The 26,322-nt window shown below is 35.4% G+C and carries 27 protein-coding genes and 1 riboswitch; of the genes, 5 read left to right on the top strand and 22 right to left on the bottom strand.

The features are described from left to right. The 3 genes from JN09_RS07735 to JN09_RS04745 all read right to left on the bottom strand — a co-directional run. The coding region (locus JN09_RS07735) for an IS1/IS1595 family N-terminal zinc-binding domain-containing protein (protein ID WP_204433239.1) at window positions 1-124 on the bottom strand (124 nt) is incomplete at its 3' end. A gap of 253 nt (window positions 125-377) precedes the next feature. Beyond that, window positions 378-692, bottom strand: coding sequence for a thioredoxin (gene trxA / locus JN09_RS04750; protein ID WP_204433234.1), 315 nt, complete (start codon window positions 690-692; stop codon window positions 378-380). Window positions 693-766: 74 nt separating this feature from the next. Further along, the gene (locus JN09_RS04745) at window positions 767-3,076 is read right to left on the bottom strand and encodes an endonuclease MutS2 (protein WP_204433232.1); all 2,310 of its coding nucleotides are present in this window, start codon (window positions 3,074-3,076) and stop codon (window positions 767-769) included. 63 nt (window positions 3,077-3,139) lie between these two features. On the opposite strand from JN09_RS04745, the gene rnhC reads away from it, so the two are divergent. Beyond that, window positions 3,140-4,009 carry a ribonuclease HIII gene (gene rnhC, locus JN09_RS04740; RefSeq protein ID WP_204433230.1) on the top strand — a complete coding sequence of 290 codons (870 nt, stop codon included), beginning with the start codon at window positions 3,140-3,142 and terminating at the stop codon, window positions 4,007-4,009. 44 nt (window positions 4,010-4,053) lie between these two features. Here the strand turns inward: rnhC and JN09_RS04735 are convergent, their stop codons facing one another. The 13 genes from JN09_RS04735 to JN09_RS04675 all read right to left on the bottom strand — a co-directional run bounded on the left by JN09_RS04735 (window position 4,054) and on the right by JN09_RS04675 (window position 16,729). After that, window positions 4,054-4,965, bottom strand: coding sequence for an RluA family pseudouridine synthase (locus tag JN09_RS04735; RefSeq protein ID WP_204433228.1), 912 nt, complete (start codon window positions 4,963-4,965; stop codon window positions 4,054-4,056). Then, the gene (gene lspA / locus JN09_RS04730; RefSeq protein ID WP_204433226.1) at window positions 4,962-5,420 is read right to left on the bottom strand and encodes a signal peptidase II; all 459 of its coding nucleotides are present in this window, start codon (window positions 5,418-5,420) and stop codon (window positions 4,962-4,964) included. The genes JN09_RS04735 and lspA overlap by 4 nt, the downstream gene beginning before the upstream one ends. A gap of 345 nt (window positions 5,421-5,765) precedes the next feature. Continuing rightward, the gene (locus tag JN09_RS04725) at window positions 5,766-6,773 is read right to left on the bottom strand and encodes a S16 family serine protease (protein ID WP_204433221.1); all 1,008 of its coding nucleotides are present in this window, start codon (window positions 6,771-6,773) and stop codon (window positions 5,766-5,768) included. Further along, window positions 6,760-7,242: a deoxycytidylate deaminase gene (locus tag JN09_RS04720; protein ID WP_204433220.1), complete on the bottom strand. Its 483-nt coding sequence runs from the start codon at window positions 7,240-7,242 to the stop codon at window positions 6,760-6,762. Before JN09_RS04720 ends, JN09_RS04725 begins: the two co-directional genes overlap by 14 nt. After that, on the bottom strand, window positions 7,229-7,735 hold the full coding sequence (gene msrA, locus JN09_RS04715) for a peptide-methionine (S)-S-oxide reductase MsrA (protein ID WP_204433219.1): 507 nt from the start codon (window positions 7,733-7,735) through the stop codon (window positions 7,229-7,231). The genes JN09_RS04720 and msrA overlap by 14 nt, the downstream gene beginning before the upstream one ends. Window positions 7,736-7,879: 144 nt before the next feature. Then, window positions 7,880-9,598, bottom strand: a complete 1,719-nt coding sequence (aspS, locus tag JN09_RS04710; protein WP_204433218.1) for an aspartate--tRNA ligase — start codon at window positions 9,596-9,598, stop codon at window positions 7,880-7,882. Window position 9,599: 1 nt separating this feature from the next. After that, window positions 9,600-10,865: a histidine--tRNA ligase gene (gene hisS / locus JN09_RS04705; protein ID WP_204433216.1), complete on the bottom strand. Its 1,266-nt coding sequence runs from the start codon at window positions 10,863-10,865 to the stop codon at window positions 9,600-9,602. Continuing rightward, the gene (locus JN09_RS04700) at window positions 10,855-11,418 is read right to left on the bottom strand and encodes a GNAT family N-acetyltransferase (protein WP_204433214.1); all 564 of its coding nucleotides are present in this window, start codon (window positions 11,416-11,418) and stop codon (window positions 10,855-10,857) included. The genes hisS and JN09_RS04700 overlap by 11 nt, the downstream gene beginning before the upstream one ends. Before the next feature lie 240 nt (window positions 11,419-11,658). Continuing rightward, window positions 11,659-12,741, bottom strand: coding sequence for an AI-2E family transporter (locus tag JN09_RS04695; RefSeq protein ID WP_204433211.1), 1,083 nt, complete (start codon window positions 12,739-12,741; stop codon window positions 11,659-11,661). A gap of 4 nt (window positions 12,742-12,745) precedes the next feature. Next, window positions 12,746-13,183, bottom strand: a complete 438-nt coding sequence (gene dtd / locus JN09_RS04690; protein ID WP_204433210.1) for a D-aminoacyl-tRNA deacylase — start codon at window positions 13,181-13,183, stop codon at window positions 12,746-12,748. Then, window positions 13,183-15,366 carry a RelA/SpoT family protein gene (locus tag JN09_RS04685; protein WP_235985193.1) on the bottom strand — a complete coding sequence of 728 codons (2,184 nt, stop codon included), beginning with the start codon at window positions 15,364-15,366 and terminating at the stop codon, window positions 13,183-13,185. The genes dtd and JN09_RS04685 overlap by 1 nt, the downstream gene beginning before the upstream one ends. A gap of 12 nt (window positions 15,367-15,378) precedes the next feature. Then, a complete protein-coding gene (locus JN09_RS04680; RefSeq protein WP_204433209.1) occupies window positions 15,379-15,891 on the bottom strand; it encodes an adenine phosphoribosyltransferase in 513 nt (170 codons plus the stop codon). Between the two features lie 58 nt (window positions 15,892-15,949). Next, window positions 15,950-16,729 (bottom strand): hypothetical protein, encoded by a 780-nt coding sequence (locus tag JN09_RS04675; protein ID WP_204433208.1) that lies wholly within the window; start codon window positions 16,727-16,729, stop codon window positions 15,950-15,952. 98 nt (window positions 16,730-16,827) lie between these two features. On the opposite strand from JN09_RS04675, the gene JN09_RS04670 reads away from it, so the two are divergent. Both JN09_RS04670 and JN09_RS04665 read left to right on the top strand, forming a co-directional pair. Further along, window positions 16,828-18,075, top strand: a complete 1,248-nt coding sequence (locus JN09_RS04670; protein WP_204433203.1) for a replication-associated recombination protein A — start codon at window positions 16,828-16,830, stop codon at window positions 18,073-18,075. A 1-nt stretch (window position 18,076) separates the two neighbouring features. Continuing rightward, window positions 18,077-18,592, top strand: a complete 516-nt coding sequence (locus tag JN09_RS04665) for a peptidylprolyl isomerase (protein ID WP_204433202.1) — start codon at window positions 18,077-18,079, stop codon at window positions 18,590-18,592. 25 nt (window positions 18,593-18,617) lie between these two features. Here the strand turns inward: JN09_RS04665 and JN09_RS04660 are convergent, their stop codons facing one another. The 3 genes from JN09_RS04660 to JN09_RS04650 form a co-directional block, all read right to left on the bottom strand. Then, window positions 18,618-19,364, bottom strand: coding sequence for a hypothetical protein (locus JN09_RS04660; RefSeq protein WP_204433201.1), 747 nt, complete (start codon window positions 19,362-19,364; stop codon window positions 18,618-18,620). A 2-nt stretch (window positions 19,365-19,366) separates the two neighbouring features. Next, on the bottom strand, window positions 19,367-21,040 hold the full coding sequence (locus JN09_RS04655; RefSeq protein WP_204433200.1) for a ribonuclease J: 1,674 nt from the start codon (window positions 21,038-21,040) through the stop codon (window positions 19,367-19,369). A gap of 185 nt (window positions 21,041-21,225) precedes the next feature. Beyond that, window positions 21,226-21,915: an energy-coupled thiamine transporter ThiT gene (locus tag JN09_RS04650; protein WP_204433199.1), complete on the bottom strand. Its 690-nt coding sequence runs from the start codon at window positions 21,913-21,915 to the stop codon at window positions 21,226-21,228. 59 nt (window positions 21,916-21,974) lie between these two features. Further along, window positions 21,975-22,072, bottom strand: a riboswitch (TPP riboswitch). A gap of 93 nt (window positions 22,073-22,165) precedes the next feature. Here JN09_RS04650 and recU point away from each other — a divergent pair. After that, entirely contained in the window at window positions 22,166-22,774 is a 609-nt protein-coding gene (gene recU / locus JN09_RS04645; protein ID WP_204433198.1) for a Holliday junction resolvase RecU, read from the top strand. 48 nt (window positions 22,775-22,822) lie between these two features. Here the strand turns inward: recU and JN09_RS04640 are convergent, their stop codons facing one another. The 3 genes from JN09_RS04640 to JN09_RS04630 form a co-directional block, all read right to left on the bottom strand. Continuing rightward, the gene (locus JN09_RS04640) at window positions 22,823-23,458 is read right to left on the bottom strand and encodes a hypothetical protein (protein WP_204433196.1); all 636 of its coding nucleotides are present in this window, start codon (window positions 23,456-23,458) and stop codon (window positions 22,823-22,825) included. Between the two features lie 112 nt (window positions 23,459-23,570). Next, on the bottom strand, window positions 23,571-24,332 hold the full coding sequence (locus JN09_RS04635) for an SDR family NAD(P)-dependent oxidoreductase (RefSeq protein WP_204433195.1): 762 nt from the start codon (window positions 24,330-24,332) through the stop codon (window positions 23,571-23,573). Beyond that, window positions 24,329-25,624 carry a pyrimidine-nucleoside phosphorylase gene (locus tag JN09_RS04630; protein ID WP_204433194.1) on the bottom strand — a complete coding sequence of 432 codons (1,296 nt, stop codon included), beginning with the start codon at window positions 25,622-25,624 and terminating at the stop codon, window positions 24,329-24,331. Before JN09_RS04630 ends, JN09_RS04635 begins: the two co-directional genes overlap by 4 nt. A 103-nt stretch (window positions 25,625-25,727) precedes the next feature. Between JN09_RS04630 and JN09_RS04625 the strand changes: the two genes are divergently transcribed. After that, the gene (locus JN09_RS04625; RefSeq protein ID WP_204433193.1) at window positions 25,728-26,318 is read left to right on the top strand and encodes a histidine phosphatase family protein; all 591 of its coding nucleotides are present in this window, start codon (window positions 25,728-25,730) and stop codon (window positions 26,316-26,318) included. Window positions 26,319-26,322: the final 4 nt, after the last annotated feature.

The raw sequence follows: 26,322 nt of genomic DNA, 5'->3' as shown, positions 1-26,322 counted from the left end.
GTGTCTGATCACTTATAAATGTCTTCTTACATGGATGACAAAAATACCTCTGAACACCTGTTTTAGTTCTCCCATGTTTGATGGATGGATGCCCACAGGTTGGGCAATAAGTTAAATTTGACATAGAACGTTCCTAGACTACAAAAGCGAGTACTTTATCCCCAGGAACGTCGCCAAACAATTCAAGGATAAAATACTCGCTTTTATAGTTCCTTTTTTAATATTGTTTGGCATTGTCATTATATCATATTTTAGTATTCAATTGTCATCAGTTTTTGGATGGTGAGATGTTGTCTTTGTTAAGATATCAATCCTACACGTGACCAACACTCTTCACCACTCGTCAGAAAAAAAAAGCCGTTAGGCTTTTTCTTTTTTTATTTATTTGCTTGAATCCATTTAAATACAGCATCTTTTGGAGCAAATCCACTTTGTCTTGATACTTCAACGCCATCTTTAAATAATACAAGTGTAGGAACACTGGTAACACCATAAGTTTCTTTAGCCAATGGTTTGTGTTGATCGATATCAACCTTAACAAATGGAATTTGTGGTTGTTCTTCAGAAAGTGCTTCTAATTGTGGCATTAACATTTTGCATGGTCCACACCATGTTGCATAAAAATCCACCAAAACAAGTCCTGGTCTATCAATTACTTCTTTAAAATCTTGTCCCTCATAACTAATAAGCATATGTTTCCCTCCATATTTAATCATAATTCAATTATAAAGTATGTAACCGTTTATTTCAAGGTAAAAGCACATATTTACTTGAGCGTAACCACAGTTACACCATTTAACCCTTCGCCTTCTCCACCATAACGATACTCAGAGACATAAGGGGATTTCTTCAAAACATCTTGAACCGCTTTTCTAACTGCACCTGTCCCAAACCCATGAATGATGCGCACACTCTTCAAATGATTAAGCATCGCTGTATCTAAAAATTTATCTAATTCATCTTTGACATCTTCATACCTAAATCCTCTAAGGTCTAGTTCCATTCTAGCATCGCTATAAGATGGTTTGGCAGTTTCTTTCTTCTTAATGTCTTTAGATCTATCAATTGGTTTATCGCTTTTCTTCAAATCTGTTGAGCTAAAAGGCATTTCAAACATCCCAAACTTCACTGTATAAACGTCCTTGGATACTTTGGTCACCTGTCCAATTTGGTTATATGATTTAATATGGACAAAATCTCCTTTCTTGAACGAGTCTTTAGATTCTTTGGGCATTTCTTCGATACCTAATTGCTTAAGTTCGAATTTAATTTCCGCAATCTCATGATCTTTTAAAGGCTTAATCGATAAGATGTCTAACAGTTCTTGGGCTTTTTCCTGGGTTTCTTTTAGCTGTTGCTCGGCTTTTCTCTTGGTATCTAGTAAAATCTTATCTTTGGATGCTTCGAGTTCATCATAAGCTTTTTCTAGACGTTTCTTTTCCTTCTTTAATTCTTGTAGTTCTAAGGTAAGTGTCTGTTCTTTTTCTTTTACACGCATAGAGTCTTCTTCGAAAGCCTTAATCGATTTGGTTAAGTCGTTGTCTTTAGAAAGGGTATAAGTTTTTGCCTTTTCGATAACTGTTGAGTTTAATCCAAGTCTGCTTGCGATGGAAAGTGCGTTAGATGATCCGCTTATACCGTAATGGATCTTGTATAATGGTCTCAAGGTTTCAACGTCAAATGCTACGGAAGCATTCGCAATGTGCGGATGCGAATATGCGTATAGTTTAAGTTCAGAATAATGTGTTGTTACAATCATTCTAATGTCATAATCATTGAGATAATCGAGAATCCCCATGGCTAAGGCACTTCCTTCTTGAGGATCTGTTCCGCTTCCAAGTTCATCAAACAATACTAAGCAGTTGTCTTCGATTTTTTCGATAATGGTCATAATTTTCGTCATATGAGATGAGAAGGTAGATAAAGACTGCTGAATGGATTGTTCATCACCAATGTCAGCATACACTTCTTTAAATAAGGATAAATTGGATGTTTGATCTAAAGGCACTAAAAGCCCAGATTGAGCCATTAAAGTTAAAAGACCAACCGTCTTAAGTGCAACCGTCTTCCCACCAGTGTTAGGACCTGTTATCATGATTGTTTTCTTAATGTCATTTAATATAAGTGATATAGGGACTACTTTATCAGGATCAATTAAAGGATGTCTTGCATTAACGAGTTCAATCAACCCTTTGTCGTTAATATTAGGTTTGAATGCGTTGATTTCAAGAGCGTATTTAGCTTTCGACTGTAAAAAATCCAATTTGATTAAATGGAACATGTTGATTTCTAGTTCTTCAATATGTGGAACAATTAGTAGTCTAAGAGACTCAAGAATCTTGATGATTTCTTGCTGTTCGCTAAACTTTAGGCGACCAATTTCTACCGTTTTCTCCATTGTTTCAGAGGGTTCAATAAAAACGGTTGTTCCTGAAGATGATTCATCATGAATAATTCCTTTGAATGTATTCTTGAATTCCTGTTTTACTGGCAAACAAAAGCGATCATTACGAATCACAATCATTTGATCATTTAGCTGGCTGGCACGTTTTTGTAAGAGCTGGTTTAAGATATCTTTTCTTTGCAACTCAAGGCGTTTTATTTGTCTTCTAATCTGATAGAGTTCATCGGAGGCAGTATCTAGTATCACCCCGTCTGGATCCATAATGTCTTCAATTAAAGTAATAATTTTTCTTAAGGAAATGAGCTCGTTAAATATCTCATCCACTTTCATTGTGACGTTTTGCTTTTGATAACTCTTTTTGTATTGAATCATATCTTCGATCATAACCAACAAAAGTCTTAAACTAAGAATTGAAGAGATGGTTAAAGATTGTCCAATCTTGATTAAATTTAATACTTCTTCAATGTCAAAATCATCGAGTAAAGGAAAAGACCCAAATCTTGCGATTAGGCCGAGAACTTCTTCAGTTAAATCTAATTCGGATAAAACCTCAGTAATGGATTGTAACGGATTTAAATTTAGTAGGTTGTTTTTAGCAGATTCTGTCTTTGCATATCTACTGACATAATCGAGTATTGTATCAAACTCTAATGTCTTTCGAGAGTAACTCATGTTATCACCACTTACATTTTACCAAAATTTGTGATATAATTAAACAGGTAGGTGAGATAAAAAATGGCGAATTACAGTATGACTATTAATGAAAATCAAATGAATCTATTAATAGATGCCTATAAAGCGTTCGAAAAAGAGAGTTCGAACCAATATATAGCTTTTTCTGCCTACAAAAATGGCTTAACCATTCATGCTTATAAGTCTGGAAAAATGGTTATCCAAGGAGATTATCAAGAAGAACTTAAGCGCATCAAACAACTATTAGGTGTTAAACAATATGCTGCAATCGGATCTGATGAAGTCGGTACAGGTGACTTATTTGGTCCAGTAATCGTATGTAGTGCATATGTTTCATTAGATGATATTGCATTTTTAGAATCATTGGGTGTGAAAGATTCAAAAGCGATGACTGATACTCAAATCTCAAAAATTGGGCCAGTGCTTGCAAACAGATTAATTCACTCAATCTTAATCTTAAATCCCGAGAAATATAACGAACTCATTCGTAAGGGATACAATATGAACAAGATTAAAGCATACCTTCATAATCAGGGTATCATTAAAACTAGTGAAAAACTCAAAGACAAGGTTCCAGTTATCTTAGATCAGTTTTGTGAACCACAAATTTACTACAACTATTTAAAGACTGAGAAGCTGATTTACCGAGATATTGATTTTTATACTAAAGCAGAAAGTGTACATATCGCAGTAGCTGCAGCCAGCATTATTGCTCGTTATGCATTTTTGGCTAAGATGCAACAATACTCCAAGTTCATCGGATATAATCTCTTGAAAGGTGCAGGTAGTGAAGTAGATAAGCAACTCATCGAAATCTATCGCGCTAGAGGCTATAAAGGCTTAGTTCCGATTACAAAACTTAATTTCAAGAATCTAATCAAAAACAACATTGAGATTCCCAAAAAGAACTAACAAAAAAATCATTCCTCGGAATGATTTTTTTATTATCTACGTAGCTAATCGTTTAAACCTAGTTTGTCTAAAGTGGTTTTAAATACTTCTGGTGCTTCTTTTGTGAATTCAAGGTACTCTTGTGTAACTGGATGAATAAATCCTATGGTTTTTGCATGTAAGAATTGTCCTGTTGTCCCATAAACTGGTTTTGTGCCATAAACGGGATCCCCTAAAATCGGATGCCCTATGTATTGCATATGCACGCGAATTTGGTGAGTTCTTCCTGTTTCTAATTGACATTCTACCAATGAATACTCTGCATGACGTTTAACAACTTTAAAGTGTGTAACTGCAATTTTTCCATCTTCTGTAACGGCCATTTTTAAGCGATTAATTTCATCTCTACCAATAGGTGTTTTGATGGTACCTGAATCCTCTTCAAAAGCATTTTGACATATGGCTTCATAAACGCGTTTTACAGTCTTTTTTTGAAGTTGTAAAACAATCGATTCATGTGCACGATTCGTTTTTGCAACAAGTAATAGCCCAGAAGTATCTTTATCAATTCTGTGGACAATACCTGGTCTTAAATCGCCATTAATATCCGACAAATGATTAAGTGCAAACTTCAAGCCATTTACTAAAGTTACATCTTTAAAACTTACAGCTGGATGAACGACCATACCTTGAGGCTTGTATACTACAGCCACATCATCATCTTCGTAGAGAAACTCTAAGTTCAAATTAACAGGGGTAATCTCAATTTTAGCATCTGTTTCAATACTAATGCTTATTTCATCATCAAATTTGACTAAATAAGAGGGTTTTAGTGGTATACCATCCATCAACACCTCTTTTTTGTCGAATACTTTCTTAATTTGACTCCTAGTGATTGAATCTAAGAGTTTAGCAACAAAAACATCTGCTCTTAATCCAATTTCATGCTCGGTTACGTTTAATATATATTTTTTCATCGTTTGTGCTCCAAAAATAATAAATCAATTGCAAATAAGACTACACCAACGGTTAATGCCATATCTGCAACATTGAATGTAGGGAAATAATACGAGCCAAAGATGAACTGTAAGAAATCGACAACATATCCCTGGGAGATTCTATCGATAAAGTTTCCAATCGTTCCACCAATCATCAGTGAGACACCCACTGTGTAAACCCACTTTTTCTTTGACATTTCAGCGGATTTGAATAAGTAACCAAAAAAGATAAGTGATACTGCAGTGATAGCATATAAGAATGTGTATTGCCCTTCAAACATAGACCATCCTGCACCGTAGTTATGCGCTTGAATAATCTCAAAGAAATTATCAATCACTGTAATCGTTCCATCTTTTAAAAAACTAACAATCATCCATTTAGAAAGTTGGTCGAGTATAATCGTTATTAAAATAATAAGTCCGCCATATATCATGGTAAAAACCTCCAATATCTACTTAAAACTAATACTAACAACAGAAACACTATAAAGGCTATAAATGTCCCCTTCATCAAAACTAGTCGATTAATTTTAACAAATCTCAACGAATTTTGATAGTGTCTAATTAAATTATATTTAAAGTAATAGTACAAATAAGGAACAAAGACCATAAATCCCGCCAATAAAACGACGAGGGGTTTTTGTAACTCGATGAAAATACTCAAATTAACACCAATTAATACGATTGGAGTCACTATCACAAGCAAGTTAAAGAGCGGAATCAGACTGTAATATGCCCACTGTTTGGAGGTTAGTGTTTGCTCAATTAGTGAGAATTTCTCATGGTCTACTTTGTATGTATGATAAAAGTTTCTCAACAGCTTCATCAAAATCACCTACCTTAACTAAATCAAATCCCGGATTATTTAAGTCATTGTACGTCGCCAATGCTTCTTTGTAGTTTGCTTCGGGAACGAAGAATAGATCGATGTCATGATCACTGGCAGTAAGTACTTTTTGCTTAACACCACCAATAGCACCCACCCCATTATCTCGGGTGATCGTACCTGTTCCAGATACTTTCAACCCTTTAATATCTATATTAAGCAGTTGTGTATAGATTTCTAATGTTTGAAGTAATCCTCCCGATGGACCCCCAATGACATCATCAGCATACAACTCTTTATAAGAGGGCGTGGTTTTAATACTGTAAACTGGTTCGAGCATGACACCAAAATAGGTTTGGCCAATCACGTGATTCATTATAACAGTTATGGCCTTGTTATCCCTGATAATATCTAGTGAAACGCTAGTATTCTCGTGGAACACGTTATAAAAACCATTTACATCAATATCATGAATCGAGAGGCCATTTACACTTTGAATTAAATCACCAATCTCAAGCGAAGGTTGTTTCTTGTCAACATAACTTATAACATAGCCTGTTAATAGTTTGTCAATAAGGATGGAAGGATTCGTTTCATGCGCTTTTTCATAAGCTGAAATAACTGCATTTTGATAACTAATACGTTCATCAATTTGGCCCATTTCATACTGTTCTTTCAAACTAAAGCTTTGATTCTTTCGGACTTCATTAACCGTGATATTTTTGTTAAACTGACTGATAAACAGTTGAAAAAGTGTCGGTTTTTCAAATGACATCACATAAATCGAATAAAACCCATTTTGCGAGGTTGCACCATCAATCTCAATACCGTTCGCTACTGGGGTTAAGTCGCCCTTTAGTACTAGTTCCTTTCCAGGAATACGGATGACTAAAAACAGAATCATCAATAAGTAGAAAAAGCCTATGATTAAGGCTATTCTTATATTCTTAACGATCTTCATCATGTTTGATACGAAGGGAATTAAGACTAAACTGTCTAATCTTAACACCTGATTTTTCAAGCATTCTAATCGCGGCTTGATGTGAAGGTGTATCGGAATACTTATTTTCCATGTATACGAGTTCTCTCACACCACTTTGAATTAAAAGTTTAGTGCATTCATGGCAAGGAAACAGGGTCACATAACAAGTTGCCCCTTTTAGCGATTGTGTTGCGTTTAAAATTGCATTGGCTTCTGCGTGAACAACATAAGGGTATTTTGTCTCTTGAAAGTCTCCATTATTTGTCCAAGGAAATTCATCATCTGAAAGCATTTGCGGCAATCCATTGTACCCGATTCCGATGATTCTTTTATCTGTATTAACTAAACAAGCGCCGACTTGAGTGTTAGGGTCTTTTGATCTAAGTTTAGATAATTCAGCCACTCCCATAAAGTATTGATCCCACGAGATATAATTAGTTCTTTTCATTTTTCTCATCATCCTTAAGTAAGCCTAAGTTTATGTGGCAATAGCCATTTGGGTTTTTTATCAAGTAGTCCTGATGGTATTCTTCTGCTCTATAGTAGTTCGTAAGTGGTTTTAACTCAACGGTTATTTTGCGTTCAAGGTGAGTTTGTTTCTCATCTAAAAATCTTTTAGCCACTTCATAGTCTTCGTTGGATTCATAATAGATACCTGTTCGATACTGTACGCCAATGTCATTGCCTTGACGGTTTAATGAATGTGGGTTAATCACTCTAAATAAATGCTCAAAAAGGGTTTTTAAATCCACCTTGTTTTCGTCATATTCAATTAAAGTAGCTTCAGCATGGTTAGCAATACCATTGCATACTTCTTGATAGGTTGGATTGGCTTTATTGCCATTGGCGTAGCCTACCTCTGTTCTTAATACGCCTCTAACATCACGGAAATAGGCTTCTACACCCCAAAAACATCCCCCTGCTACAACAATTTTTTTCATAGAAACCTCCTATGGTAACTTTTATCTTATAGAAATATCTTACAATATTTTACCCTTTATTACTAGTAATAATACATCCTATAATCACATTCTAACCGACATCACATAATTTTAAAAAAAGGACTTCAAAAGAAGTCCTTAATGCTAGTTATGTTTTTTAAATGATATTTCTAATTCATCTAGTTGTGTTTCAGCAACTGAAGATGGTGCTTGCATCATAAGATCACGTGCACTTTGTGTTTTAGGGAATGCAATAACGTCTTTGATGTTCTTAGTTCCTGTCATTAACATGACCATTCTATCTAAGCCTAATGCCAATCCACCGTGTGGAGGTGTACCATATTTAAGCGCGCCAACTAAGAACCCAAAACGATCTTCAATTACAGATTTTTCTAATCCAATCGCTTCAAACATCGCTTGTTGAACGTCTGATTCATGAATTCTCACGGATCCACCACCAAGCTCATACCCATTTAAGACAATGTCATAAGCTTGAGCCATACATAATTTTGGATTAGTTCTTAATAAGTGTTTGTCAGATTCCTTAGGTGATGTGAAAGGGTGATGTGCAGCAGTTAACGAACCATCTTCATTCTCGTCAAATAGAGGCCAGTCAACAATCCACACAAAGCGATAATCCGTATCACTTACTAAACCAAGTCTTTCACCAAGTTCTTTTCTTAAGACGCCAGCTGCGTTTGAGGTAGATAAGTAGTTTTTACCAACAACGAGTAATAATAAATCGCCCTCAGTCAATCCAAGTTTTGAAATGCTACTTTCGTCCATAAATTTAGCTATTGAGCCACTTAATTTACCCTCAGTAATCTTTAGATAAGCTAGTGCTTCACCGTGGTTCTTCTTAACTAACAAAGTAAGTTCATCTAGCTCTTTACGAGTAAGATTTGCTTTAGAAACAAAGCCTCTTACGACTTTTTCTTTGAAGAATGGAATCTCATAATGATCAAAAACATCATTATAGGAAGCCAGTTCTAAGCCAAATCTTAAGTCAGGCTTATCCGAGCCATATTTATCCATAGCTACTGAATAAGGTAGTTTCTCGATAGGAAGTTTAATCTCATAATTCAGGACTTTCTTAAATGTATGAAAAAGCACTCTTTCGATGGTTTCTTGAATTTCTTGTTCAGACAAAAATGATGTTTCAATATCCACTTGTGTGAACTCTAATTGTCTGTCTGCTCTTAAGTCTTCATCACGGAAACAACGTGCGATTTGGAAGTATTTTTCAAATCCCGCGACCATATAGAGCTGTTTATAGATTTGTGGGGATTGTGGAAGTGCATAAAACTCACCTGGGTAGATTCTTGAAGGTACTAAGAAATCTCTGGCACCTTCTGGGGTTGATTTACCTAAAATAGGTGTTTCAAATTCATTGAATCCTTCCATAAGTAATGCTTCTCTAATCGCTTGAGTGATTTGGCTTCTTTTGATTAAGTAATTTTGCATTACAGGACGTCTTAAGTCCAAATAACGATATTTAAGTCTTGTATCTTCTAGGGAAGTATCCTCATTATTAATGCCAATTGGTGGTGTTTCTGCAACGTTAAGCAGTGTTAATGAATTCACGACTACTTCTATATCTCCAGTTGGTATTGTATTATTGACACTCTCACGTTTTACAACTACCCCAGTTGCTTCAATGACATATTCGCTCTTTAATGAGGAAGCCAATTCGTAGTTAGGGTTTTCTGGTTGAATGACTAATTGTGTGATACCAAATCGGTCTCTTAGGTCAACAAACACAAGTCCTCCAAGGTTTCTTTTTTTTGAAACCCATCCTTTTAAACGAACGGTTTCATTGATATTTGAACTATTAAGTTCGCCATTGTTATGTGTGTATTTCATGTTATTTTCCTAGTGCGCTTATAACTGTTCTTACTGCAATCTTCATTGGCACTTGTTCCTGTTCTTGTGTTTCCGTATTTTTGATTGCAACAGTGAGATTAGCTAACTCATCTTCTCCAATGATAAATATGTATTTAGAATTGGATTTCAAAGCTGCTTTGAATTGTGATTTAAAGTTTGTACCAGTATAATCCATATCGGCAATTAAACCTTTATTTCTGGCTTCAAACAATATTTTTATGGCTTCTAGTCTTGCTTCATGGCTAGTTGCAACCAAGAAGATATCTGGCGTAGGTTCAGAACTAAAGGATAGCAATTCAGCTTCCATTGCCAGTAACAGACGCTCCATTCCAAATGCAAAACCGATTCCTGGTAAATCTGGCCCGCCTAACTCTTTAACTAATGATTGGTATCTTCCACCACCACCTAAGACGTTTTGAGCTCCGAATCCTTCGATATCGGCTTCTATTTCAAATACGGTGTGAGTATAATAATCTAATCCTCTAACTAGTTTCGGCGCGATTTCATAGGTAATGTCCGCGCTATCTAAGTAAGAAAGCACCGATTTAAAATACTCACGAGATGCTGCATTTAAATGATCCTGTGGTGTTGGTGCACTTAAAACAGCTTCATGTTCATTATCGATTTTGCAGTCAAGTATTCTAAGTGGATTTTTATCAAGGCGGTTCTTACAGTCTTGGCAAAGCGTCTCACTATGTGGCATAAAATGCGCAGTCAGCGCTTCTTTAAAGTTTTGTCTTGATTCATTATCTCCTAATGAATTAATGCGAACTTTAACACCTTTTAATCCAAGTTCTTTGATAAAGGAATAAGCCAATCCGATAACTTCTGCATCAAGTGCGGAATCGTTAGATCCAATGGCTTCAACCCCGAACTGCATAAACTGTCTAAAACGTCCTTTTTGTGGTCGTTCATATCTAAAGTTTGGTCCGATATAATAAAGCTTGCATAGGTTGTTTTGAACATGCATTTTGTTCTCAACAAAACTACGAATGACACCAGCGGTGCCTTCTGGTCTCAGCGTCAGTTGTCTATTTCCTTTATCGAGAAAATCATAGGTTTCTTTGGTAACCATATCAGATTGCTCATTTACGCGGTGAAAAACTTCAGAATACTCAAATATTGGTGTTCTGATTTCTTTATACCCAAACAAAGTGAGCATCTTTCTGGCTTTATCTTCTAATTGAGCCCATTTAAATGATTCATTTGGCAAAACATCATAGGTGCCTTTAGCTTTACTTATCATAAGTCCTCCTTGTTTTTTCATACACATACACATCGTGAAAACGTTGTGTTTTCGGATGAAAAAAGCTATTTTTCAGTAATTCTTTTCTATCATAACCAGCTTTGAGAATAACCCTTTGGCTAGCAATGTTCTCTTTTATGTGTTTGATAATAATCAAATCCATGTCCAAAACCTCAAACCCAATCTTGGTCATTTCTTTTAATGCGTCTGTCATGATGCCTTGGTTCCAGTAGTTCCTAGATAAGACATACCCAATTTCACAACTATTTTGTTTGTGATTAAATGAGTGAAACTCAATCGTCCCAACCATCTTATTGCTCGTCATATCAACAATCGCGTAACCTATCGGTTCTTTGCGTGAAAGCCTTCTATAATAGGTATACTTAATCATGTTTTTTGCTTCTTTGAGATTTTTTAGTGGGCCCCAAGTCAAAAACTCTGTGGTCACTTCATCTTGTCCAAAGGAAAATAGATCATGATAATCCTTCTTCAAAAGTGTCCTTAATTGAAAATTTCTAAATTCTACTGTAGGCATTTGACTATAATTTCTCATATTATCACCAAAAAATAAAAGCGTCCTTAATCTAAGGACGCTATAATTGCGCGGTACCACCTTAGTTCTAGGTTACCCTAGCACTCAAAATAGACTATCCTCGTGAAGTGTCCCTGTAAACCATTAATAGATGCTTTCACCATTCATCCTCGCTATAATTAATATCTTTTACATTCTTTTCAGTCAACAGATGATTCAATTCATATTAAAATCATACATCAAATACAGTATATTGTCAATCTATAGTGATTCTTTAAACTGTTTGAACTTTTCCCTTATTTGAACTTTGTAGAAATTATAAGTTATCGTCAAAATCAAAATAAATGGAATAGCAACAACAACACCTATTACGCCGAAAAACGCCTGTCCTAAAAGCATAGCTGAAATCGAGAATATCGGATTGAGCCGTAGTTGTTTCTTATAAATATGTGGGTTGATCACATACGCATCTAAGTTAGGGAATATCATGATAAATAATCCAAGCGGTATCGCTGTATAAAGCGCATGCGGTAAACTTAATGCAATCAATATCATGAAGAACGATGATAAATATCCCCCAAAATATGGAATTAAAGAGAATACAGCGACACAAACCCCTAGTACAAGGGCATAATTCATATAAGCTCGGTTGAATATACCGATTAATAGGAATAATCCCGCATACTCAATGAACTGGATAACGGCAATGATGATTTCTGCAACCAAATAGTTTGTCAAGTCATGATAGAGTGTTGAAACGTATCGATACATTTGATCTGTTTCTCTTATAGCTAGATACTCTTTTGTTTTTTGGATGATATTTTCAAAGTTAATTAAGAAAATGATCCCTACAATAACGACTACAATGCCACTTAATACTATATTAAAGACCTGTTCTGCCCCGCCACCTGTTGCGGTGAAGAAAGCTGCGATACTGGCATACATGGATTCAACGACTGTTACAGACTGTTCTTGGATGCTTGTTGTATCAATGTTAAAGAGCCTTCCAATTTGATCTAAGAGATTTACTACCCCTACAGACAAATTACCCAAATCGTCAATATATGGTTTAACCAACACAAACACGATGAAAAGAACCAATGCAATAATCGAAAAATAAATAAGTAATATCGCGATGACACGTGGTATCTTAGCATTTTTCTCTAGCCAAGTTACGATGGGATTAAATACGAAAGCAACCACAAAAGCCAACATAATTGGCAGGAATGCCCAGATGATTTTATTTGCGAGGTTCCCCCATAATGGCGATAAGACATAAACCATGTAAATAATCAAAAGTAATATTAAGATGTTAAAGTACTTCCAATTAATCTTGCTTTTCATTGTTTCACTCCTTCGTGTCAATGATGATTGTTACAGGACCAGAATTCACAAGTTTAACTTGCATATCCGCTCCAAATACACCTTTTTTGGTTGGTACTTCTAGGTTAAGATCGTGATAGAGTCTTTCATAATACTGGTTTGCAAACTCAGATTTAGCACTTGTCGTAAATGAAGGTCTATTGTTACCTTTTACATTACCGAGCAACGTAAACTGTGAGATTAACAATATTTCTCCATTAACTTGCTTGATTGAAAGGTTCATCTTTTGATTATCATCTTCAAAAACCCTTAAGTTGATGATTTTTTTAAGCGTGTACTGATAATCATCATCTGTATCATCTACATGAACGCCAAGTAAAACTAAATACCCTTTTTCGATGGACTGATGATAATCTGAAGTTGAAACACTCGCTTCAGATACTCTTTGAATGACTGCTCTCATTATTTAAATCTTCTTTCAATATTATAGATACTTTGAATCTTTAGCAGGTTGACCATTAAATTCTCAATTTCACTTTTGTTGCTTGCCAATACTTTAAGCGTAATGATGCTTTCAAGTTTTTGATTTGAAACTGCATTAATCTCAGCAATTGTAATCGACGTCGCGTTAACCGTTGAAATGATATCGGATAGAATATTATTTCGGTTTTGTCCCACGATTTGGATACGAGTAGGGTACTTTCTAGTGAGGTTAGTTGCCCAATATACATCCACGAATCGCATTTCCGTCAAATTGGTGACATTAGGACAATTTTCATGGTGAACCGCTATGCCAGAGCCTTTTGTTACATAACCAACAATCGAATCTCCAGGGATTGGTAAACAACAGTTTGCAATCTTAATTTGTGGTGTCGTTAACCCTTCGACAATCAATCCTGTTTCGTGGGTGGTTGTCAGTATGCGTTTTGCTTTTTCTAACTGTCTTTGTAACAGCGTTTCTTTATCGACTTCTTTGCCAAGAAGTTTTGCAACCACGGTTTTAGGACTAACAATGCCTTTACCGACTTCAACATAAAGATCCTCTATAGAATTAATCATGTTTTTTGAAAAATGTTTCTTTGCAAACTCATCATTCATGGATCCTAAGTCTACTTTATTGCCTTGTGCCTCACGTTCAATCATGTCTTTTCCCATTTGGAATATGCTGTCACGATTTTGCTTATTGAGGTATCCTTTAATTTTATGTTTCGCATGTGAACTTTTAGCAAGTTTTAACCAGTCTTCAGAAGGCCCACCAGTATTTTTGGATGTTCGGATGGCGACAATATCGCCTGTCTCTAATTCATAATCCAGTGGTACAATCCTACTATTAACCGTCGCGCCAATCATCGAATTTCCAACATCAGAGTGAATTCGGTATGCAAAATCAATAGGTGTACAACCTTTGGTTAACTCAACAACCTGTCCTTTTGGAGTGAATACGTAGACGTTTGCTTCAAGAATATCAGACTTAACCGTTTCGACAAACTCGTCTGCGCCTTCTTTCTTATCGTCATCGTCTTCAGTCATCTTCAAGAATTCAGCATACCATTTAAGTTTTTGAGCAATTTCAAATTGCTCTTTCTCTTTAGAGTATTCTTTATTTTCTTTGTATGCCCAGTGAGCGGCAATACCGTATTCAGCAATACGGTCCATTTCATGGGTTCTAATTTGGATTTCATATACGGAACCATCATCCGATAAAATCGTCGTATGTAAGGATTGATACATGTTTGGTTTAGGTACAGCTATATAATCCTTAAATCGTTTTGGAATCGGGATAAAATGGGCATGAATGATGCCTAAAACTTGATAACAATCCTCGATTCTATCAACAATGACTCTAATGGCCAAAATATCATAAATATCTTCAAATTCTTTATTTTGGCGTGTCATTTTCTTAAAAATTGAATAGATATTTTTAGTTCTTCCAGATATCAAATAATTTGACATATGGTTTTCAGATAGATGTTTTTTTATGGTATCAATCATATGTTCGATAGACAAGTTTTTCACTTGTTTTTGATTATCGATCATGTTTTTTATTCGGTGATAAAATGGCGCATTGACAATCTTTAAAGAGGTGTCTTCGAGTTCTGCTTTAATTTGGAATAGACCGAGTCTATGCGCTAGAGGCGCATATATATCTAACGTTTCTGAAGCAATTTTTAGTTGTTTATCACTTGATTGATAATGTATTGTACGCATATTATGCAAACGGTCAGCTATTTTAATCAATACCACTCGAATGTCTTTCGACATCGCAATCAGCATCTTCTGATGATTATCAGCTTGTGATACTTCTTGATTAAAAGAGATCTTACCAATCTTCGTAACACCATCGACCATTTGTGCAACTTCATCGCCAAAATTAGTCTTTAAATCTTCATAGGTGGTTTGAGTGTCTTCAAGCACATCATGAAGAATTGCTGCAATCAGTGTATTTGGTCCAGCATTAAGTTCACTTAATATATAGGCAACAGCCAAAGGATGAGAAATGTATGGCGCACCGCTTTTTCGAAGTTGTGAACCATGTTTAAAAGACGCCATTTCATATGCCGCCTTGATTCGTTCGAGATCTGATTCTTTTTTAATGTAAGTTTTCACATTAGTGATCAACTTATCGAACGTCATTAAGGATTCCAAATTAATCCTCCTTTAGTATTTTAAAGATGCGAAAATAGGGTAGTTTCTAAGTTTAGTTCTGCCTTCAAGGGCTTCTAATTCAATAAAGAATGATAACCCAACTACTGTGCCACCTAGTCGTTCAACCAATTGAATGGTTGCATCTACGGTACCACCTGTTGCAAGTAAATCATCAACGATTAAAACTTTATCGCCAGGTTTGATTGAATCAGCGTGTAAAGATAGTTCGTTCGAACCATATTCTAAGTCATACTTGACTGTGACTGTTTCTCTTGGAAGTTTACCAGGTTTTCTTACTGGTGCAAATCCAACACCTAGTGCATAGGCTACAGGACAGCCAAAGATAAACCCTCTTGCTTCTGGCCCTACTATTAAAGTAGCGCCTTGTTTCTTAGCAAATTCGACCATTTGATCGCAAGCTAGTTTATAAGCTTCACCATTTAACATAAGTGGTGTAATATCTCTAAATAAGATGCCTTTTTGTGGAAAATCTTCAATTGATGCAATGTAATCTTTTAAGTTCATAAATAAACCTCCGTATAACAGTATAATTGTACTATAAAAACGCAATTTTTACTAGTAATTATCCAACTTTTACAGCGAATTCATAGATTCTTGCTGCAGTGTAAATCAAACTTGTTGTTAAATAATCAAATTGATAAGACCCAATAATATCCAATCTGTTCGGTAAAATCAACCCTCCGACCATAAGTCTCTTCTGGCCCTTATTATCAATAATCGCTCTTCTAATCGCTTCATCATTAAAATACTTCAGAACAAGAATATCAGCATCTGTCTTTTGTGCATCGTAAAATTTTGATATATCATTCACTTCAAGTGCTATTGGATTGTTAAAACTAATTCGTGTTTTAGCAATTGCATCTTCGTAACTGCCATATAAATCAATTATTGTCTCATCAACAAGCGTAAAAGGTAATTCTACTGCCCCACCATCTTTTAGCGCTTCTTTGTAAAAAATAGACTCAACGGCTCTGGATTCGCCCATATTAATCAATGATGAATGCGTTAGTTTTTTTCGGTAAAATGAAGCAATGCTAGCGATGCCAGACATTTTTCCTAAAATAAATGACACAGTATCAAGAGCATGATACAAACTTGATTTTGGCCCTGATATCGAACAAACAATATCGCCACGTTTCATAACTTGGCCGCTTTCTTTATGTTTTCTAAAAGATAATTCAATATCGTATAAATTCAAAAACATCTCAACTTCATTGATACCAGAGACAATGCCTTCTTCTTTAGCGATTAAATAAAAAACAGCAGGACTTTTCTCTAATACATGATAGGGCTTGCTGTTTAAATCTTTGATAATATTTTCAAAATAGGTTACTGGATTCATAGTAAGCCTCCTTCATACTCTTATTTTAACGGTTAATAGCCACATTATGCAAGTAATATATGTTATAATCATAAATGATTAAGAAATGAGGTTAACCTATGAAACCACTCGCTCACAGATTAAGACCAACCGAGTTTGACCAAGTAGTCGGACAAGATCATCTTATTGGAGAAAAAGGCATCATTACATCCATGATTAAGCAGAATAAAATCATCTCGTTTATTCTTTATGGTAATCCAGGAACCGGGAAAACCACAATTGCTCAACTGGTTGCCAAAAAAGCTGGAATGGAATCCTTTAATTTCTCTGCAGCTACGGATTCTAAAGCTAGACTAAAGGAAATCATTGCTACTACTGCTTATCACGATATTTTGGTTATCATCGATGAAATTCATAGAATGAAAACCGATATACAAGACTATTTATTGCCGTTCGTTGAAGAAGGCAAAGTAACGATTATTGGCTTAACCACACAAAATCCTTACATGTCCGTTAATCCCGCGATACGTTCAAGATGTCATATCTATCGTTTGAATGATATTACTGAAAGTGACATTGTTAAAGTACTGGAGCTGGCTTTAAAATCGGATTATGTGGACACAGATTATCGATACACTAAAGGTGCTTTGGAGTATATTGCACAATCCGCGGGTGGCGAAGTTAGAACGGCGCTAAATATGCTTGAAGCAACTATGCTTATTGAGACCGATGAAATCATTACCAAAGAAATCTGTAAACAAGCTATTGGTAAGCCTATATTGAAACTAGATGATCAACAAGATAATTATTTTGATATCCTCTCTGCCTTTCAAAAATCTATTAGAGGCTCAGATGTAGATGCCTCACTTCACTATTTGGCACGTTTAATAACATTAGAAGATTTAGGTTCAATCGTACGAAGAATGCTTGTAATCGCTTATGAAGATATCGGGTTAGCTAACCCTAATATCGGTCCAAAAGTGGTTGCTGCCTGCGATGCTGCTTTAAAAGTGGGCTTTCCAGAAGCCAGAATTCCGTTATCCGTTGCAGTCATCGACATGGCAATATCTCCAAAGTCAAACACTGCAATATCTGCCATTGATTTAGCCTTAGAAACGTATCAAACGGGTAAGGTTGGCCCAATACCTTCTCACATTCTAAACCGTGAAATAAAGGCCAATCCGGCATTATATAAGTTTCCGCACAACTATCCGAAAGCACTTGTGGATCAGACCTACTTGCCAGAGTCAAATATCAATGATACTTATTACAATCCTAAAGAAGAATCTACTTATGAAAAAGCACTTAAAGAACGTCTAATCTGGATTAAGCAAAAAAAGGAATTACTCAAAAAGGAGAATAAATAATATGTACCAAAACGAATCAAACCCAATTGTTACACTAAAAATTAAAGACAAAGGTGAAATCAAAATTGAATTGTTTGTCGATGTTGCTCCCAACACCGCATATAACTTCATTGATTTGGTCTCAAAGAACTATTACGCCGGTCTAATATTTCATAGAATCATCCCAGGATTCATGATTCAAGGTGGCCAAGGTATGCCATCAAAACCAATTAAAGGGGATTTTAAGTCAAATGGTGTCGCTAATCCAATCCTCCATGAACGTGGTGTTATCTCCATGGCGAGAACTTCAGACCCTAACTCGGCCACAACCCAATTCTTCATCATGCATAAGAACAGCCCTCATCTAGATGGCCAATATGCAGCATTTGGGATGACCATTAGCGGATTTGATGTCATTGATGCGATTGCCACTACTAGAAGAGACTTCTCAGATCGGCCAATAGAACCAATTATCATTGAGTCTTGCTCAATCGACTTAAAAGGCAAGAGTTATCCAAAACCAGTATACTTATACTAATCAAAAAAGCACTCAACCGAGTGCTTTATTTTTTTCTAAAAATCAAAAACTTACCAATCATAATATCCATGATTAAGAATGCACCTGTGATAAGATACACTTGCCATAATCTACTATTAATATTCACTTTTCGATTGATTTCATCTAATGTAAAACTTTGTGAGTAACCCAACAGTTTTATCATGTCTAGTGATTCTTTTTTATCTGTTTCCGGGTCAATTGGTAAATCCGCAAAACTAACTTCAATATTCAGAATTTCATTTCCATGATAGTCATATGCAGTAATTGATCTTGAACCAAAGGATTCGATTTTCACATAGTAGTAATAAACTTGACGTTCCTTAAGCCCATAACTAATAGCGTAATCTTCATATACTGAATCTAAATTAGAATCATAAACCACTTCTGTCGATTCAATTAAGAGACGGGTTTTATCATTGGAATCCGTCTTTTTATCAGCCATGCTAACATTGTTTTTCGAACCGATAAACAGAATAAATCCTTGGAATAGTCCCTTTGAGTTAGATTCTACTGTATGAAACATTTGATAATGATAATTTGTATCTATTGTAGCTGAAGAGAGGTCAATTTCTTCATATAGTTCAGTAGAGAACTTTACGTATTCTGTGTAATCTTCTTTGGTTACACCCTCTGTGATTGCATCAAGCAATAGTTCATTCTTTCTTTCAAGAATGATGCTTGAAAGTGTGATCATGTATACGATTGCAAGAATGAGCAGTGAAACAACTAGAAAGATGATTTTCTTTGCCATAGTTATACTTCTGTAGCAATAATAATTGGAATGGTAATTGGACTTCTTCTCGTTTCTTTATACAAGAACTTGTTTACGTCTTCTCTTACACTTGTTTTAAGTTCATTCCAGTTAATATATTTACCTTTCAGGTGTTTATCTGTAGCTTTGATGAATACTTCTTTGACATCTTTCAATAACTGTTCGGATTCTTTTACATACACGAATCCTTTTGTAACAATTTCAATCTCACCCAAAATACGTTTAGATCTAGGGTTGATATTGGCAATTATCAGTAATACACCATCTTCACTTAATAATTCGCGGTCATGGATAACGATGTCATTAACATCTCCTACTGCTGATCCGTCGATTAAGATATCTCCGCTTCTAAACTTTGATTTATGAAGTGTTGGTACACCATCATTGAAGAATAACCCGTCGCCATTGTCCATTAAGAAAACTTGTTCTTGGGAATAACCCATGTCTTTTGCAAGTTTCATCACAGCGTATTGCATGCGGTATTCACCAATTACAGGCATAATATATTCAGGTTTTAGCATATTCATCATCATTTTGATTTCATCAGAAGTCGCATGAGACGCGGTTAGTAGTTTTTTATCGATTACGTGTATTTTCGCATCAGTACGGTATAAAATGTCCAGAGTTTTAGCAGCCATTTTTTCGGTACCTGGAATTGGAGAGGCAACAACGATTACGGTATCCTTGTCATCAATATGAATCAACCTATCCGCTTTCTTACACATTCTTTGAAGCATGTAGAATGGTTCATGCCTGTTTCCGGTAACTAGCGCAACAATATCGCTATCGTCATTTTTATTTTTTTCATCAATATATCTAAGTGAGATTAAAGATTCCTTTGGAATGCTCAAATAGTTCATCTCAATCGCGATATCCACGATTCTTTGAGCTCTTCTACCGATGATAGCGATGCGTTTTTTATGTTTTAAGGCAATGTCGATAACACGTTGTATTTTTAGTAAGTCAGATGAGAATAATGAAGCAACCACTCGACCTTTTGCATTTGAGATAGCTTCATTTAGATCATAATCGAGCGCTTTGTTTATAGACCCGTTTAAAACAAGTCCTGATCCAAGTGATTCTGTCAGTAGACAAAGTACTTTCTTCTCACTCAGTTCATTAATTTTTCTAAAGTCTGTTTGATATCTAGGATCAGCACTTTGGTCAAATGTATAATCAGATGTATAAATGATTGAGCCGTCTTGGGTATTAATCGCGACTCCCACGGATTCAGGAATAGAGTGCGTTGTCGTAAAGAAGTTCACTTTAACATTATTGAACTTAATGATAGAGTTTTGATCAATCACGTGAAGTTTCATCTTCTCTAAATCAAAACCTTCTTCTTTAAGATTGTCTTTAATTAGTTCCATGGTGAAGTTGGTGGCGTACACAGGCACATTGATATCTCTTAAGATATGAGGTAAAGCGCCAATATGGTCTTCATGAGCATGTGTCATGAAAAAACCTTTGACCTTAGGTAAATGTTCTAATAGCATTTTGTAGTCTGGAACGATTTCGTCCACTCCAAATAGTTCTGAAGTTGGGTACTTAATCCCTGCATCTAGAATGAATATTTGATTATCTACATCCACACAGTACATATTTTTTCCGTTTTCACCTAGTCCGCCTAGTGCAAAAATTTTAATTTGACTCATATTCGACACTCCTTTATATCTGAATCGCAGTATATTATGGCTTATTATAACATGTAAACCGTTTTTATAACAAGTTTATTACTCCAAAAACTAATTCATTCCAATAATAAAAGCCTGTTTTATTATGAGTGGTAATAATTATCACCCTCATTAAAACAGGCTCATATATAAAAGGATTGAGTGAACTATTGATATAGGAATTGAATACTTAAGTCTTTGAGGCGTTTAAATGATAAAACACTCAATAGAATTACAACCAAAGTCGTCGTAAATATGTATATGAAGTTATACGTTAGACTATATACCCATAGATTTTCGCCAACCCCTGCAAAGATTCTTACGGCTATATTATCGCTTCCAGTACCATTTTGATACTCTTCTGACGCATACTTAATGCTGCTACTCCATAATATAACACCCGATAATGTACTAGAAACTAGTCTAACAACACTCACTGTAATTATCGCAATGATCATCTTACTTAATTTGGTAAATCCGTCTTTAAATAGTCCAGATAAGCCATAGGCTGTAAATGGAATAATATAGTCGAATAACACAAGCATTACAATCATCCCAAATGTCCATGATTCACCAGTCCAGCTTTCGAGGGTTGCTCTTAATGCATCGATGTAGACGAGATAGTCTATCCCAAAGTTGTATAAAGCATATAAGAATCCCGAAATTAGGCCATATTTGAGTCCTGCAAATAGACCAATCATGACAAGTGGCAACATTGAGATTCCGAAGAATTTTCCGCCAAAAGGCATGCTCAAGTTTAAACCAGGAATGGCGGATGTAATCACATCCAGCACAATCGCTAATGCTAACAGATTCACTGCTAGTAGCATTTTTACTGCATCTTTTTTTAATTTCATTTTGTCCTCCTTAGAAAATAAAAAAATTTCTACGGATGTCCTAAGAAATTGATAGTGATAAAAAGATTATATACTATCCCTCCGCTGGCACAATCCAGATCAGGTTCGCGGGTCGACGATTAAGTCCTCTCAGCACATGGCTCCCCGTAGTGATCATTAACATTTTAACATCATTATATATCTTTATCAAGAATATTACTATTTTGACAAATTGGAGTAAATCTATGTTATCATTAATCTGGTGATAATCATGGCATTAAACTATCCAAATGCTAAAAAAGCAGTCCAAAAAACAGTTAATCGAGCTAATTTAGGCATGACTTTAGAAACTGATATTGAACAAACAAATCAGTACTACCTAGATAAGAATATTGCAACTATATACAAGAAACCAACACCAGTGCAGGTTGTGTCAGTAAGCTATCCCGCTAGAAACAAAGCTAAGATCGTTGAAGCATATTATAAAACACCTTCTACGACTGACTTTAATGGCATATACAAAGGCTATTACATTGATTTTGATGCAAAGGAAACAAAATCCAAAACATCGATTCCACTTAAGAACATTCATGTTCACCAAATCGAACATCTTAAGCGCATTACAGATCAAGGTGGCATAGGGTTCTTAATTGTATATTTCCAAGCATATAACGAGTACTACTACTTACCATTTGATGTGTTATATGACCATTACATGGATAGTCTAAAAGATGGTAGAAAATCCATTGCTTATGAAACGTTTCAAAAAGAGGCTTACCCAATCAAATTTGGTTATAATCCTCGAGTAGACTATCTAAAAGTAATCGATTCATATGTGATCCCCGCTCTAAAAGAATCTAATATGTGTTTCACTAAATAATTCCCATTGAACATATCAATAGGGTTTTTCATTAAAAAAGTAAACTTTTTAGAGTTTACTTTGATAGTCTGCAGAATAGATTTGAAGTAATTTATACTTTTGAAGGCTAGCACGTCGTTGTTCGAATGCAAAACCTTCGACACTCTTCCAAATAAAGACCCAACTGGCAATCGTAAATATTTCTTGTAGCATGAATACGTTTAAGTAGTCTTCTGAAAGAAAAATAGATATTGTCATGGTTAATAATCCAAATAAAACCATAAACGTAGAAATGATCCTTGTTTGCTTAATTTGAATGGACAAATCGTTAATACGCTTTATCAAACTACGCTCAACTAAAAGTTCGATGGTCTTTAAGAGTTCTGCTTCCACTAACTGGTTTGGAAACTTTACATTAATTAATAAGGGTTTATACAGTGGAACGTATTTAGCATTTTCTTCAATGTGATTCATGATTTCTTGGCTGATACGTTTTCTCGATAACATAGAGAACTTTTGATAAATATCTTGCTCTCCAGATAATTCTAAATCGATGACAGCGTACTCTTCATCTTCATCGTATTCTTCATATTTGATTTTATTGACTTCTTTATCGGCTTCTTTAAATTTAGACAACTGCTGTTCAAGTTGTTTTTCTTTTGCCTTATCAAGTTCTTTTTGCGGAACTACTTTCTTTTCATCCATGTTATCACCTCTAGTCTACTCATAGTGTACTATATTTTCGCTAAAAACTCAATTTTATCGTATTCATAAACTAATAATAGAAAAAAACTCGTAATTCTACGAGTTTTTTGAGTTATTTTATCTTTTTCTTTTTTTGGCCGATTCCAGCAAGTTTTAAACTAATTGAAGTTGGGATTATTTTCAACACCACATGAGCAAACTTCTCTTTGAATCCGGGCACAATAACAGTTTTTCTAGAGTTTAACGCTAAGCTAGCCACATAATTCGGACTTCTCTTATAGAACCTTGGATTGGTTCCAGCTTCTTTGTAGAATTCCGATTTGATTGGTCCTGGGCATACAACTTGCACCAAAACATTGGTTTTTGATTTCTTTGCTTCATAGGCTAGTGCACGAGTTAAGCTCGTCACATAGGCCTTTGTAGCATAATAGGTTGATGCGTATGGACCAGGAACAAAACCAGCCAATGAACTTATATTGATAATTCGTCCTTTGTTATTCGTAACAGATTTTTTATAAAACCATTTTGTTAGTATATGAACGGCTTTGATGTTTAACTCTATCATTTGTAGTTCTTTATCTAAAGGTGCGTCTATAAAAAGGTCGTTGTGACCAAATCCAGCATTATTTACCAGTATTTCAGCGTTATAAGGTTCAGCAAAAGCGATAAATTTGTCGATAAATGATGCTTGTGATAAATCACCAACATAAATATGTACTTTGACTTTATATTTAGCTTGTATCTCTTTTTGTGCTTCAGCTAAATCCTCTAGATGTCTAGATACCAAAACCAAATCATAACCTTTATCGGCTAACAAATTGGAAAACGAACGACCAATTCCTTTTGCACCACCAGTTATGATGGCATAACTCATAAAATGACGCCTTCAATTAGAACAACATCGTTCTTCTTAGGTCCAATCACAATTGCATTTTCAAGGGTTCTTGTAGCTTCTTTAAGGCCTTTTTCATTCGCGTGAATATAGGCAATTACATCCCCTTCAGACACATAATCTCCGATTTTCTTTTCGAATACTAACCCAACCGCTGGATCAATAATACCATCGACTGTTTCTCTACCTGCGCCTAAATAAGCAGCAGCGATTCCGATATCGATTGTTGTCATTGATTCAATATATCCACTTGTTTTAGCTTTTAATGGCACTATATTTTTTGCTTTCTCGAATTTATCAGGGTTTTGAATGTAAGAAGTGTCTCCACCTTGTGCTTCGACAAGTTCAACTAATTTGTTGAAAGCTTCTCCATTTTCAATTTTTTCAATTAATAGTTTTTTAGCTTCTTCTTTAGATGCAATTCCCGCATCTTCAAGTAGGAATGCGCCAATTTCCAGTACAACAGACTCTAAGTCTTTTGGACCTTTGCCTTTTAAGGTTTCAATCGCTTCAATGACTTCGATGCTGTTACCCACGCCAAACCCAAGTGGTTCATCCATATTGGTAAGAATAGCTTTGACGCTTCTACCAGCAAGTTTTCCAATTTGAACCATTAGTGTCGCAAGTTTCTTAGCTTCTTCAATATCGGTCATAAATGCGCCATTACCAACTTTTACATCTAGACAAATCGCATCAGCACCTGAAGCTAATTTCTTTGACATAATGGATGATGCAATTAGCGGAATTGAAGGTACAGTTGCTGTAACATCACGTAGTGCATACATTTTTTTGTCGGCTGGGGTAATGTTTTTGGATTGTCCAATAACAGCAATACCAATTCTATTTACTTGGTCTTTAAACGCTTGTTCTTCTAAGACGATATTATAGCCTGGAATTGCTTCAAGTTTATCCAATGTCCCACCTGTATGACCTAAACCACGGCCACTCATTTTAGCAAACTTCGCTCCACATGCAGCAACCAATGGCCCTAATACTAGTGTGACTTTGTCACCAACACCACCTGTTGAGTGCTTATCCACTTTGATTCCCCTGATGTCTGTAAGGTCAAAAGTATCCCCACTGTCCATCATGCATAGTGCTAAATCTGTTGATTCTTGGTCTGTCATTCCATTGAAATACACAGCCATTAAAAAAGCGCTCATTTGATAGTCAGGAATACGTCCATCAGTATACCCTTTTACAATGAACTCAATTTCTTCTTTTGATAACACGTGGTTATCTCTTTTTTTTGCAATTAAATCTAACATTCTCATCGTATTACACCTCGGGTATTATTATAACATATTCAGTTTGATTTTTGCTATTATGATAATATGATCCTTAAACCATGTTATAATACAAAAAGGAGTTGAAACTATGAAATTATATGCAATTAGACACGGTGAAACCGACTACAATAAAATAAGACTTGTTCAAGGGCTTATGAATAATCCCTTAAATGAAACAGGAAAAAATCAAGCATTAATGGTTGGCTCATATCTCAATCGAAACCATTATCATTTTGATCACTTATACTCAACATCACTTTCAAGAGCTTATGATACAGCAAATATTATCAAAACTTCTTTAAATCATCCAAACAATGTTCTGATACACGACGGGTTCATCGAGCGCGATTTTGGACCTTTTGAAGGCAAAAAAGTGGATGAAACGATCAAAATCATTTCTGTAGATGGCTTCTCGCATGACGGTTATGAAGACAATGATGCCATGTTAAAAAGAATCGAGGATGCGCTTAATAATCTGTATCAAACCCATAAAGATAATAGCATCTGCTTGGTCTGCCATTCTCACACCATTAAAGCTTTACTAGTTCTTTCAGACCCGACCCAATACCATTTTTTAACCTATTTAAACAATGCAAGCATGTGTGTATTTGATTACGATGGGATAACACTAAAAGTTGATTATTACAATATCGAAATGCTTGGAGCAAATGAAAAATAAGACC

The sequence above is a fragment of the Paracholeplasma morum genome, assembly GCF_016907055.1.
GTDB classification, from domain to species: domain Bacteria; phylum Bacillota_I; class Bacilli_A; order Acholeplasmatales; family UBA5453; genus Paracholeplasma; species Paracholeplasma morum.
Note: the sequence above shows the minus strand (reverse complement) of the source record. Positions and strands in the feature narration are given on the sequence as shown.

Coding starts and splice junctions, on each gene's coding strand:
- trxA (WP_204433234.1), bottom strand. CDS start 692: ATGCTTATTAGTTATGAGGGACAAGATTTTAAAGAAGTAATTGATAGA.
- JN09_RS04745 (WP_204433232.1), bottom strand. CDS start 3,076: ATGAGTTACTCTCGAAAGACATTAGAGTTTGATACAATACTCGATTAT.
- rnhC (WP_204433230.1), top strand. CDS start 3,140: ATGGCGAATTACAGTATGACTATTAATGAAAATCAAATGAATCTATTA.
- JN09_RS04735 (WP_204433228.1), bottom strand. CDS start 4,965: ATGAAAAAATATATATTAAACGTAACCGAGCATGAAATTGGATTAAGA.
- lspA (WP_204433226.1), bottom strand. CDS start 5,420: ATGATATATGGCGGACTTATTATTTTAATAACGATTATACTCGACCAA.
- JN09_RS04725 (WP_204433221.1), bottom strand. CDS start 6,773: ATGAAGATCGTTAAGAATATAAGAATAGCCTTAATCATAGGCTTTTTC.
- JN09_RS04720 (WP_204433220.1), bottom strand. CDS start 7,242: ATGAAAAGAACTAATTATATCTCGTGGGATCAATACTTTATGGGAGTG.
- msrA (WP_204433219.1), bottom strand. CDS start 7,735: ATGAAAAAAATTGTTGTAGCAGGGGGATGTTTTTGGGGTGTAGAAGCC.
- aspS (WP_204433218.1), bottom strand. CDS start 9,598: ATGAAATACACACATAACAATGGCGAACTTAATAGTTCAAATATCAAT.
- hisS (WP_204433216.1), bottom strand. CDS start 10,865: ATGATAAGTAAAGCTAAAGGCACCTATGATGTTTTGCCAAATGAATCA.
- JN09_RS04700 (WP_204433214.1), bottom strand. CDS start 11,418: ATGAGAAATTATAGTCAAATGCCTACAGTAGAATTTAGAAATTTTCAA.
- JN09_RS04695 (WP_204433211.1), bottom strand. CDS start 12,741: ATGAAAAGCAAGATTAATTGGAAGTACTTTAACATCTTAATATTACTT.
- dtd (WP_204433210.1), bottom strand. CDS start 13,183: ATGAGAGCAGTCATTCAAAGAGTATCTGAAGCGAGTGTTTCAACTTCA.
- JN09_RS04680 (WP_204433209.1), bottom strand. CDS start 15,891: ATGAACTTAAAAGATTACATTGCATCAATTGAAGATTTTCCACAAAAA.
- JN09_RS04675 (WP_204433208.1), bottom strand. CDS start 16,729: ATGAATCCAGTAACCTATTTTGAAAATATTATCAAAGATTTAAACAGC.
- JN09_RS04670 (WP_204433203.1), top strand. CDS start 16,828: ATGAAACCACTCGCTCACAGATTAAGACCAACCGAGTTTGACCAAGTA.
- JN09_RS04665 (WP_204433202.1), top strand. CDS start 18,077: ATGTACCAAAACGAATCAAACCCAATTGTTACACTAAAAATTAAAGAC.
- JN09_RS04660 (WP_204433201.1), bottom strand. CDS start 19,364: ATGGCAAAGAAAATCATCTTTCTAGTTGTTTCACTGCTCATTCTTGCA.
- JN09_RS04655 (WP_204433200.1), bottom strand. CDS start 21,040: ATGAGTCAAATTAAAATTTTTGCACTAGGCGGACTAGGTGAAAACGGA.
- JN09_RS04650 (WP_204433199.1), bottom strand. CDS start 21,915: ATGAAATTAAAAAAAGATGCAGTAAAAATGCTACTAGCAGTGAATCTG.
- recU (WP_204433198.1), top strand. CDS start 22,166: ATGGCATTAAACTATCCAAATGCTAAAAAAGCAGTCCAAAAAACAGTT.
- JN09_RS04640 (WP_204433196.1), bottom strand. CDS start 23,458: ATGGATGAAAAGAAAGTAGTTCCGCAAAAAGAACTTGATAAGGCAAAA.
- JN09_RS04635 (WP_204433195.1), bottom strand. CDS start 24,332: ATGAGTTATGCCATCATAACTGGTGGTGCAAAAGGAATTGGTCGTTCG.
- JN09_RS04630 (WP_204433194.1), bottom strand. CDS start 25,624: ATGAGAATGTTAGATTTAATTGCAAAAAAAAGAGATAACCACGTGTTA.
- JN09_RS04625 (WP_204433193.1), top strand. CDS start 25,728: ATGAAATTATATGCAATTAGACACGGTGAAACCGACTACAATAAAATA.